The 11,125-nt window shown below is 43.6% G+C and carries 10 protein-coding genes; 5 read left to right on the forward strand and 5 right to left on the reverse strand.

Annotated elements, in window-relative coordinates:
* Window positions 1–39 precede the first annotated feature (39 nt).
* On the reverse strand, window positions 40–633 hold the full coding sequence (locus EGI32_RS09140; protein ID WP_255155089.1) for a 2OG-Fe(II) oxygenase: 594 nt from the start codon (window positions 631–633) through the stop codon (window positions 40–42).
* Window positions 634–747: 114 nt separating this feature from the next.
* On the opposite strand from EGI32_RS09140, the gene EGI32_RS09145 reads away from it, so the two are divergent.
* On the forward strand, window positions 748–1,521 hold the full coding sequence (locus tag EGI32_RS09145) for a hypothetical protein (protein ID WP_255155090.1): 774 nt from the start codon (window positions 748–750) through the stop codon (window positions 1,519–1,521).
* Window positions 1,522–1,545: 24 nt separating this feature from the next.
* Here the strand turns inward: EGI32_RS09145 and EGI32_RS09150 are convergent, their stop codons facing one another.
* Both EGI32_RS09150 and EGI32_RS09155 read right to left on the reverse strand, forming a co-directional pair.
* Entirely contained in the window at window positions 1,546–2,496 is a 951-nt protein-coding gene (locus EGI32_RS09150; RefSeq protein ID WP_255155091.1) for a putative sulfate exporter family transporter, read from the reverse strand.
* A gap of 100 nt (window positions 2,497–2,596) precedes the next feature.
* The gene (locus EGI32_RS09155; protein WP_255155092.1) at window positions 2,597–3,004 is read right to left on the reverse strand and encodes an SET domain-containing protein-lysine N-methyltransferase; all 408 of its coding nucleotides are present in this window, start codon (window positions 3,002–3,004) and stop codon (window positions 2,597–2,599) included.
* 351 nt (window positions 3,005–3,355) lie between these two features.
* Here EGI32_RS09155 and EGI32_RS09160 point away from each other — a divergent pair, with 351 nt between their 5' ends.
* The 3 genes from EGI32_RS09160 (at window position 3,356) to EGI32_RS21320 (ending at window position 6,532) form a co-directional block, all read left to right on the forward strand.
* Complete coding sequence (locus EGI32_RS09160; protein WP_255155093.1) at window positions 3,356–4,114, forward strand: murein L,D-transpeptidase catalytic domain family protein; 759 nt, start codon at window positions 3,356–3,358, stop codon at window positions 4,112–4,114.
* Window positions 4,115–4,351: 237 nt separating this feature from the next.
* Window positions 4,352–5,230 carry a 4-hydroxy-tetrahydrodipicolinate synthase gene (gene dapA / locus EGI32_RS09165; RefSeq protein ID WP_255155094.1) on the forward strand — a complete coding sequence of 293 codons (879 nt, stop codon included), beginning with the start codon at window positions 4,352–4,354 and terminating at the stop codon, window positions 5,228–5,230.
* 135 nt (window positions 5,231–5,365) lie between these two features.
* Window positions 5,366–6,532: an alpha/beta hydrolase-fold protein gene (locus tag EGI32_RS21320; RefSeq protein ID WP_255155095.1), complete on the forward strand. Its 1,167-nt coding sequence runs from the start codon at window positions 5,366–5,368 to the stop codon at window positions 6,530–6,532.
* Between the two features lie 36 nt (window positions 6,533–6,568).
* Here EGI32_RS21320 and EGI32_RS09175 read toward each other — a convergent pair whose 3' ends face one another.
* Window positions 6,569–7,471 carry a ribonuclease Z gene (locus tag EGI32_RS09175; RefSeq protein WP_255155096.1) on the reverse strand — a complete coding sequence of 301 codons (903 nt, stop codon included), beginning with the start codon at window positions 7,469–7,471 and terminating at the stop codon, window positions 6,569–6,571.
* A gap of 164 nt (window positions 7,472–7,635) precedes the next feature.
* Window positions 7,636–8,031, reverse strand: coding sequence for an STAS domain-containing protein (locus tag EGI32_RS09180; protein WP_255155097.1), 396 nt, complete (start codon window positions 8,029–8,031; stop codon window positions 7,636–7,638).
* A gap of 237 nt (window positions 8,032–8,268) precedes the next feature.
* Here EGI32_RS09180 and EGI32_RS09185 point away from each other — a divergent pair, with 237 nt between their 5' ends.
* Window positions 8,269–10,812, forward strand: coding sequence for an ATP-dependent Clp protease ATP-binding subunit (locus EGI32_RS09185; protein ID WP_255155098.1), 2,544 nt, complete (start codon window positions 8,269–8,271; stop codon window positions 10,810–10,812).
* Window positions 10,813–11,125: the final 313 nt, after the last annotated feature.

Raw genomic sequence — 11,125 nt, forward strand, 5'->3', positions numbered from 1 at the left:
GCGAACCCTAAACCCTAAACCCTAATCTCTATCTCTCATCTAATTACTCTTCAGCCAGCCGCTGATGCTCATTCTCCGGCGATTGGTCAATGTTACTTCATGTTCCAGCTCATTGCTTTTGAAAAATACAGTAGTCCCGGCTTCCGGTAAAACACTTTGCTGGCCACTTTCATGATGAAGCAGTAACTGACCTCCATCTTCTGTTTTCCAATAGTCATTGAGATAACTGATCAATGAATATTTTCTGCTATCGTCGTTTTTGAACTGATCAAGGTGTCGTTTGTAAAAACTCCCTTCATCATACACGGCATAGTGAAACTCATAATCGTTGATGCCCGTGTAGCAGGTATTGTTGAGGCGGCCGATAAAATCTTCGGCAAGCTGTAAAAATTCCTGCTCGAAAATATTGTCGTGGCTTTTATCCATCCAGTAAATTGTGTCGCCCCTCATTTTCTGATGATGGTCTTTTACTTCATCATTTCCCACTCCGGCAGCGATCATCTTGTTGTCATTTTCCAGATCTTTTATATTTTGTTGTAAACCTTTTGATAATTTATCATTTAAAAAGGAAGTGTCGATGCCGATATCATTGTTGAGAAAAGAATCGATCAGGAGGTCAAAGTGTTCTTGCATGAAGCTGTTTGAACGGGGAAGGTAGGTTATTTGAGAGCGCTTATGCAATTTGTAATTCTGCGGCATCTTTTGGCTTGCAGCTATTTTGCTTTATCTTCATTAAAACTAATTATTATGATGAGAACGTTTTTACTCAGCTTTTTCCTGCTGGCGGCTTTTGCACTTTCTGCCCAGGATGTCGATTACAAAAAAGGGATGATCATTGTTGATGGAAATGATTACCTCAAAGTGGAGGTCAAAAAGACCAACTTCGGGCTCACCAAAAATTTCGAAGTGTTTAACCTCGCAGGCGAAAAAGTCATCATCGCCACCGTGGCCACAGAATTTGACCAGGATAAAAATGACAATACCTATTTATTCTATCGCCTTACTTTTCTTACTTCCAACCAGGTAGGCATCTTCAAAGTGAATTCGCTTGGGCAGGAAAAAAGTTTCGCCAAATTGCTGGGCAACAGCGGCATCATGGTGAAAGACAAAACGGATGATAATAAAGTGAAGGAATTCATCGCTTCTAAAGGCGCCAGTCCGAGGATAGCAGTGGATTATACGGTTGTAAACAGGAACACCACGTGGCCGATCTCGTTGAAGGCCGATAAAACGATCGAGCAGGATGGCAAGATCATCGGCAGCTTCAAACCAACTGGTAGCAGCAACGGGCAAGACTATTATGAATTTACATTGCCATCGGGAGTGATCGTTGCCAAGATATCATTTGCCGGCGGCAACAACATGCAGAATATGGAAGTGTTTACCTCAAAGGATAATCTGAAACGTGTGGTGCCTTTGCCAACAAAAGATAAGATCATTATTGGTGATGCCAGCATCGATCAGCATCAATTCGCATTGAAACGTGTGGTGAAATGGCTGGTGGATAACCGGTATCTGTAAATTACTTTCTCACAGGATGATATATTATCCGGCAAAAGAACGGATGGCGTACAATGCTCCTGATGAGATCACTAGCCACAACAAGATGCCTTGTAGTAGTGGCTTCAAACCCACTGATGTCAATACTTTACGGGACAAGCCTGCACCAATTAAAAATAAGGTGAGGGTGAGTCCCGTTTTTGCTATGCCGGTGATGTAAAAGGATATTTTTGTTATGGCGGGCACATAGGAGTTGAGCAGCATGGCAAGGATGAACAACCCGATGAAGTAAGGTATCTTGATTTTTTTTGCGTCGTTTTTGAGCAATATGCTGGCGCCGATGGCAATGGGAATGATCCATAATGCCCGGGAAAGCTTTACAGTAGTAGCGGTCTCCAGCGCCTGTGGTCCATATTTTCCGGCGGCGCCCACCACAGAACTGGTGTCGTGTATGGCGATGGCGCACCACAATCCAAACTGGTGTTCGGTAAGGTTCAGTGCATGACCGATCACGGGAAAAATGAACAGGGCCACGGCATTTAAAATGAAGATGGTGCCAAGGGCCACAGAGATCTGGTTTTCTTCCGCTTCAAGAATGGGGGAGAGTGCGGCGATGGCGCTTCCGCCACAAATCGCCGTTCCCGAAGAGATCAGTAAAGAGGTCTTCTGCTCTACCTTTAAAAGCTTTCCGAGAAAATAACCGAGTATCAAAGTGCCGAGTATAGACGCGACTGCAAACAAGAATCCTTCTTTGCCGGCTTGCAAGGCACTCTTTACATTCATCCCGAATCCAAGCCCGATGACCGAAAACTGCAGCAGCCTGCTGGTAGCTTTTTGGTTGAGGTGTAAAAACGGGTGCCCGATAAACTGCGCTACCATCAAACCCAGCAACAATGCCATGGGCGGGGTTATCCAGGGGGTAAGGCAAAGCACCACCAGCACGATGAAGATCAGTTGCTGGGAAGTGATGTTTCTTACACGGAAATTTTTAAACACTGATTACACGAATTAAAATGCAGTTCTGACAAACTGGTAAGGCAGTTAAGATCTCGAAGGTTTCACTATTGACTATTGACTATTCACCATTCACCATTCACTACATTATGCCATTCTTCCTGATCGTATCCCAATAATCCTTTCCATACCCCACGAATATTTCTTCGCCTTTTGCAAGGTCCCTTTTTGCAACAATGAATACACGTTTGCCATCCACTACATATTCCGAATTGTTGGAAAGGCCTTTTATTTTTTTGAAACCGCTGGCATCATTGGCGTAATGCGCAAAAGCCTTACTGCCTTTGGCATCGATCACATGGTTCCTGTTGATATAATATATGTATGCATTATTTCCTTCATCATGGTCGGCATCTTTCCAGGTGCTGATCTTGCCCAGGTATTCGGTGATATAACTGCCTTTGCTGATATCTTTTTTTGTAAATAAACCCTTACCGGTATTCGGGATGGTAGAAGTTTTTACCATCAATATCGAATCTAAAGTTTCCATTATTTTTTGTGCAAAGATAGCGAGTATGTAGGATGTATGATGTAGGATGTATGATGTAGGATATATGATGTGTGATATATGATGTGTGATGTATGAAACTGGCTACGCACAATAGGGTAGTCATTTTGATATATATCAATTAATACTCATTTTAACGGAAAACCGGCCCTATTGTTAAAACCCGTGGGATATTTTAACAGCCTTTACTACTCCAAATAGGGTATAGAGGGGTATATTTGCAGCCGGTTCAAGCATTCATTTTTATTTATATTAATTAAATACTCTACGTATAGCACAACATCTACTTTCGAAAGTCGTTTAATATCATTAACTAAAAATCAATATCCCATAATGAGAAACTTCCGATTGAAGAAAGTGTATGTATTTTTTTCTTCCGTGCTGATCTTCATGTTACACCTTCCTTTTGCTTTTGCAAAGAACAACGCCTTTGTTCCGGCGGTGGCAGGTCCGGCAGCGGGGATAAACGCCGAAAATAGTACGGCAAGCTCAGTATCTTCTTTGAATATGATCTATGACAGCCTGAAGCTGAACCTGAAAGGATTGTCGGAAAACGCTTTTGCTTCAGCCGTGAAAGGCTTTCAATACCTGAAAATGAAAGGCAGGATCGTCAACGACAACGTGATCACGATCGCTGATTTCACCAAACCATCCTGCGAAAAGCGTTTGTTTGTGATCGACCTGAAGAATTGCAGGATATTATTTAATACCTATGTAGCCCACGGACAAAACTCTGGTAAAATGTACGCCAACCAGTTTTCCAACATACCAGAAAGTTTTCAGAGCAGCCTCGGATTTTACGTAACTTCCGATACCTATATCGGTAAAAACGGGTACTCGATGCACCTGGAAGGGCTTGAACAAGGGATCAACGACCTGGCCGATGAAAGGGCCATCGTGATGCATGGGGCGCCTTATGTAAGCGAACAATGGATTAGGAATACCGGTTGCCTGGGAAGAAGCTGGGGATGCCCCGCGGTTCCGGAAAACCTCAACAGGCCGATCATCGAAAAGATCAAGAACGGAAGCTGCCTGTTCATCTATGGAAAAGACAACAAATACCTCACACGTTCGAGGATACTCAATAGTTAGAGAAACAATACTTAAGAAAAAGCCAGTCCTCCTCCGAGCAATCCGGGGAGGACATTTTTTTGCAGGAATGTGCCTGTGGCGCGTTCGATTTCGCCGAAGGCGGAATTCATTCATTTTTCCTGCGGAAAAAACGAACGCGCCACAGGCACGTTCCTACATCGCCAATTCGTGTAATTCGCGCAATTCGATATCATTCGTGTAATAAAATATTTATCTTCGGCGAAATTTATTTCCGATATGAATCTCAACCAGTCTTTACGTGGTACAGGGGTAGCGATCATCACCCCATTCAGGAACAATATTGTTGACTTTGACGCTTTAGGCAAGCTGATTGATTTTATCATAAAGGGTGGCGTGAATTATATCGTCACGATGGGCACTACTGGCGAAACGCCGGTATTGTCGAAAGAAGAAAAAAAAGAGATCATCAATTTTACGTATGATCATATTGCGGGGCGTGTACCCGTGGTAGTTGGTATCGGCGGCAACGATACGGCATCGCTGCTCGAAGACCTTAAATATTTTCCGCTCGACAGGGCTGTGGCGGTGTTGAGCGCCAGCCCATACTACAATAAACCTTCGCAGGAAGGCATCTATCAGCATTACAAAGCCATAGCGGAAGCGAGCCCGTTACCCATCATTTTGTACAATGTGCCCGGGCGTACCGGTAAAAATATGGAAGCCGCTACCACGTTGCGCCTTGCGGAATTGCCCAATATTTCAGGGATCAAAGAGGCGAGTGGCGATATGCTGCAATGCATAGAAATATTAAAACACCGCCCCGAAAATTTTATGGTAGTAAGTGGCGATGATGCATTGGCTTTGCCACAACTAGCCTGCGGAATGGATGGTGTGATCAGTGTGGCGGCCAATTGTTTTCCCAAAGAATTTTCTTCTTTGGTGAACTACGGATTGCAGGGAGATTTCAAATCTGCGGTGAAAGAAAACAATGGCCTCACCGATGCCTATCACCTGATGTTCGCTGAAAATAATCCAGCCGGCGCCAAGGCATTTTTATTTGAAATGGGATTGATCGCAAATGAAGTCAGGCTGCCGGTGGTGCCTTTGAGTGAAGGGTTGCATCAAAAAGTCAGGGACTTTTTGAATAAGAAATGAGAAACATTCAATAATAAATAAGGAAGTTATAGTTCGTTAAAAGTTAAAGTCCGTAAGGTTTTGGAGGTTGAAGTTTAACGAACTGTAACTTCCTTGTTTTTTTACTTATTAATTATTTCTTATTAAAATAGAAACGTGAAACTCAAATTCAGTCTTGCCTTTTTCATCGCGGCCTTATTCTGCCCATCCCTTTTTGCGCAATACAAAATAAATATTTCTGTAAAAGATTTTCCTGCTTCTCATCCCGGCGAAAAAATATTCATCGCGGGCAGTTTCAACGGCTGGGACCCTGCCCAAAATCCATTGCAATATAATTCCGGTAATAAAAGCTGGGAAGTACAATTGAAAGATCTGAAGCCGGATGTGTATGAATTCAAATTTACCCGCGGTAGTTGGGATAAAGTACAGTCAACGGTTTCGGGTGGTGATGTACAAAATAACCTGGTGAAATTATCTTCCGATACTGCCCTGCAATTTTCTATCAACGGATGGAAAGATGATGTTGATTCCGTCCGCAGGGTCAACTATCACACCGCAAGCGTGCACGTAAAAGTATTGGATACTGCTTTTAAAATTCCGCAACTCAATAGCACCCGCCGCATCTGGATATATCTTCCGGAAGGATATGCAAATTCTTCCAGAAAATATCCCGTACTGTATATGCACGACGGCCAAAATCTCTTTGATGAGGCAGCTTCTGCTTATGGCGAATGGGGCGTGGATGAATGCCTTGATTCGTTGATCGCAAAAGGCAAGCCCGCGTCCATAGTGGTGGGCATCGACAATGGTGCAGAACGCATCAATGAATACAATCCGTACGACCATGAAAAATATGGAAAAGGGAAAGGCGACTTATATCTTAAATTTCTGACAGAAACCTTAAAACCCTTTATTGACAAACATTACAGGACTTTATCTTCAAAAGAGAATACGGCTATCGCCGGTAGTTCCATGGGGGGATTGATATCTTATTATGCTATGCTGAAATACCCCGCTGTGTTTGGAAAAGCCGGTGTTTTTTCTCCTGCATTCTGGACGGCACCGCTGTTGAATGCTTACGCGGATTCTGCTACCATGGGTTTATCGGGTAAAATATTTTTTTACGCGGGTAGTTTGGAAAGCGAAAGTATGGTGCCCGATTTGCAGAAGATCGCCGACATCACCGGTGCGAATTCCAAAACCACCATCTATACACTCACGGATCCTGACGGCAGGCATAATGAAGCGGCGTGGCGAAAATGGTTTCCGCAGTTTTATTTATGGATGATGACGGAAGGAAATAATTTTGTGGTCGGCCAATAAACCTCCGGGGTTTTCAAAACCCCGGAGGTTTGATCGTCAAATTCTGAAACACGCGCCTTCCAGGGCCAGTTCCGTATTCTCAAACACTTCACGTGCTTCGGTCAGGAACTCATCCAGCACTTCATACTTTGAAGAGAAATGCCCGATCAGCAGTTTTTTAGCACCCGCTCTTTTGGCGATATCAGCGGCCTGTATGGTGGTGGAATGAAAACGTGCGGCAGCCCTTTCATGAAGGTCTTTCAGGTAAGTGGTTTCGTGATAAAGAAGATCAACACCTCTTACTTTATCTATGATGGCTTCTGTATAAATAGTATCAGCGCAATAGGCATAACTTTTTGCCGCAGGCGCGGCAATGGTCACTTCTTCATTGGAAATGAGTACGCCTCTTTTGGTGGTATAATCCTGGCCTTTTTGCAACGCATCATAATAAGCTGCCGGTATTTCATAAGCCTGCACTTTTTCGGGAATGATGCTGCGTGGATTTTTCTTTTCCCTGAAAATGAATCCCCAGCAATCGATGCGGTGCTGTGTTTTGAAACAATCTATCCAGAGGCGTTTATCATTGGCGATAGGCCCTTCTTCGCCCAGCGGATGAAAATAAAGTTTGTAAGGCAAAACGGTATTTGCTGCATCCAGCTGCAACTGTATGATCTGCTCCAGCAATGCCGGCGCATGCAGGTGAAGGTCATTCACACGGCCGAGCAACCCCATGCTGGTGAGCAACCCGATGAGGCCGAAATAATGATCGCCATGCAGATGCGAGATGAAGATATGATTGATCTTATTGCGCTTGATCTTGAATTCTGTGAGTCGCTCCTGCGTACCTTCACCACAATCGATGAGATAGGCTTCATCCTGTGTCTGAAGTACTTGTGCCGTCGGGTGCCTGCCAAAAGCGGGGATCGCCGAATTATTTCCAATGATTGTTAGCGCGAGCAAATTGTGTTAGTTTTATAAAGTGATCGAACTACGTCATCCTTCGCTGTCAGCCTGAGCTTGTCGAAGGCGGAGTTGTTTAGTGAAAGCCTTCGACAAGCTCAGGCTGACAGCAGATTTAAAATGCGTACTGATTAAACAAAATTCGTGTAATTCGTGTAATTCGCCTAATTCGTGTTATCCGTTTCATCGAAATCGCCCATGATCTCCCGCTCTATCTCCTCCATCTGCACGATATCCCAGGCTTCGCTTTCGGTGGGGGTAACGTTCATGAATTCAAGCAATTCAAGGCTGTCGAAGCTGTTTTCTACCGCTTCTTTCATTTCACACACAATAAAGGAGCAGTTTTTTTCGTAAAACTCCTGCTGCAGGCCGGCAATCGATTCTGCCACTTCTGGTTCGATGGAATCTGTAAGAGAAAGATTCAAAACAATGTGGGGCACAGGTTTTGAGAGATAAGCCGATAAAAGGGTGTTGATGTCTTCTGTCATATTAGCAGATAAAACAGCCTCTTCCGGCTTAATTACAGTGAATTTTTCTTTGGTATCTATTTTGAAGTTCATTGTTTATTGATCGGTTAATGTGATGGATGTAAAATAAAGTAAATTTTGAATGTGTGACTTCTTATTCAAGCGATTCCGGAAAATAAATTTTTAGCTGCAAAAAAGCGATGTGAAAAGGCGCATCAACCCTCCCAACCAGCAACAAATTTCAACTTTTCAACATATCAACATTTGCAATTTTTTATAATTCAGGCGCAGTAAATAATCGTTATTATTGTATTAATTAAACTTAACAGAATGGATAATAATTTTTCCACCCAGGTAAAAGAGATTATTTCTTACAGCAGGGAAGAGGCGCTCAGGTTGGGTAACGATTTCATCGGCACCGAACATTTGGTTTTGGGATTGATCAGAGACGGGGAAAATACCGCCATAAAAATTCTTAAATCACTGAATGTAGACCTTTTCGAATTGCGTAAGGAAATCGAAATGGCAGTAAAAGATAAGACAGGTAAAAACATTGCAAACATAAATTCGCTGCCACTCACCAAGCAGGCAGAGAAAGTGATCCGCATCACTGTTTTAGAAGCCAAAGCATTGAAGAGCGCTTATGTGGAAAGCGAACACCTCATGCTTTCTATTTTAAAGAACAAAGAAAATATTGCAACACAAATCTTAAATCAATTCGACGTGGATTACGACGTATTTAAAAATGAATTAGGCTTTGTGACCAGCACGCCTCCACCTCAGGCTGAATTCAATGAAGAAGATGAATTTGACGAAGAAAGGAAACAGTACGGGCAACAACGTTCGCAGAAAGCCGGTGGTGCCAATGCTCCTAAAACAAAAACGCCCGTGCTCGATAATTTCGGCAGGGATATTACCCGCCTTGCGGAAAACGGATCGCTTGATCCGATTGTAGGGCGTGAAAATGAGATCGAACGTGTATCACAAATATTAAGTCGCAGGAAAAAGAACAACCCGATCCTGATCGGTGAACCAGGTGTGGGTAAAACCGCCATCGTGGAAGGACTTGCATTGCGCATCGTTCAGAAAAAAGTTTCCCGGGTATTGTTTGATAAAAGAGTGGTAAGCCTCGACCTTGCGGCATTGGTGGCAGGTACCAAATACCGCGGCCAGTTTGAAGAAAGGATGAAAGCCATCATGAACGAGCTGGAAAAAAACCGGGATGTGATCCTGTTCATCGATGAGATCCATACGATCGTTGGCGCCGGTGGTGCCAGTGGTTCTCTGGATGCTTCCAACATTTTTAAACCAGCGCTGGCCCGTGGCGAACTACAGTGCATCGGCGCCTCTACTTTGGATGAATACCGCATGCATATTGAAAAAGATGGTGCATTGGATCGTCGTTTCCAGAAAGTACTGATCGAACAGCCGTCTGTGGATGAAGCGATACAGATATTGAATAATATCAAAGGCAAATATGAAGATTATCACAACGTAACGTACAGCCAGGAAGCAATTGAAGCCTGTGTGAAATTGAGCGACCGTTATATGACAGATCGTTTGTTGCCGGATAAAGCCATAGACGTACTGGATGAAGTTGGTGCAAGGAAACATATCAAGAACATCAATGTTCCGGAAACCATCATCGAGCTCGAAAAGAAGATTGAAGACATCAAGCTTGAAAAGAACAAAGTGGTGAAGAGCCAGAAGTTTGAAGAAGCGGCTTCTTTGAGGGATACAGAAAAACGTTTGCAGGAAGACCTTGAAAAAGCGAAGCAGGATTGGGAAGAAGAAAGTAAGAACAAACGTTTCCCGATTGAAGAAGAAGATATTGCCGAAGTGGTACACATGATGACAGGCATCCCTGTGAAGAGGATGGTTCAGGCGGAGACCGACAAATTGCGCCGTATGGGCGACGATCTGAAAGGTGCTGTTATAGGCCAGGCGGATGCCATTTCCAAAGTGGTGAAAGCGATACAGCGTAACAGGGTGGGGTTGAAAGACCCTAAAAAACCGATCGGTACATTTATCTTCCTCGGTCCTACGGGGGTTGGTAAAACCGAGCTGGCCCGTACACTCGCAAGGCAGATGTTCGACAGTGAAGATGCGCTGATCCGAATAGATATGAGTGAATACATGGAAAAATTCACGGTGAGCCGCCTCATTGGAGCGCCTCCGGGATATGTAGGATATGAAGAAGGCGGCCAGCTAACGGAAAGGGTTAGGCGCAAACCTTACAGTGTGATCCTGCTGGATGAAATTGAAAAAGCACATCCGGATATCTATAATATTTTGTTGCAGGTGCTGGATGACGGTCAATTGACCGATGGCCTTGGCCGAAAAGTGGATTTCAAGAATACCATGATCATCATGACATCTAATATTGGTGTTCGCCAGTTGAAAGATTTCGGTGACGGAGTTGGTTTCGCTACTGCCAACAGGGTGGAAAATTCTGATGAGAACAATAAAGCGATCATCGAAAAAGCCCTGAAACGTACGTTCAGCCCTGAGTTCCTGAACAGGATCGATGATGTGGTGATATTCAATTCACTTGATAAAGACAACATCTTCGAGATCATCGATATACTGATGAAGGGTGTGATGCAGCGTTTGAGCAATCTTGGGTTCGCCATGGAGTTATCTACTGAAGCAAAAGATTTTATCGCTGAAAAGGGCTACGACAGCCAGTTTGGCGCAAGGCCACTGCACAGGGCCATCCAGAAATACCTGGAAGATCCGCTGGCGGAAGAGATACTCAACATGAATGTGAAGGCCGGGGATACTTTGATAGCAGAGCTGGATAAGGAAAATCAGAAGATACTTTTCAAGTTGAAGGAAGAGCCGAAGAAGAAAGAAAAAAAATCTGAAGCCTGATCTTCGAAAAATAAATTGAATACCCGCTTAAAAAGCGGGTATTTTTTTGCCACGAATACACGAATGAAATAGTTTTATTCAAAGCGAATTTTATTCGTGTATTCGTGGCTTTTTCACTTCAGCGTAAATAGGGTCGAAGAAGAAAGGGAAATCTGAAGCCTGATCTTCGAAAAATAAATTGAATACCCGCTTAAAAAGCGGGTATTTTTTTGCCACGAATACACGAATGAAATAGTTTTATTCAAAGCGAATTTTATTCGTGTATTCGTGGCTTTTTCACTTCAGCGTAAATAGGGTCGAAGAAGAAAGGGAA

Source organism: Ferruginibacter sp. HRS2-29 (genome assembly GCF_024343615.1).
GTDB lineage: Bacteria > Bacteroidota > Bacteroidia > Chitinophagales > Chitinophagaceae > Ferruginibacter.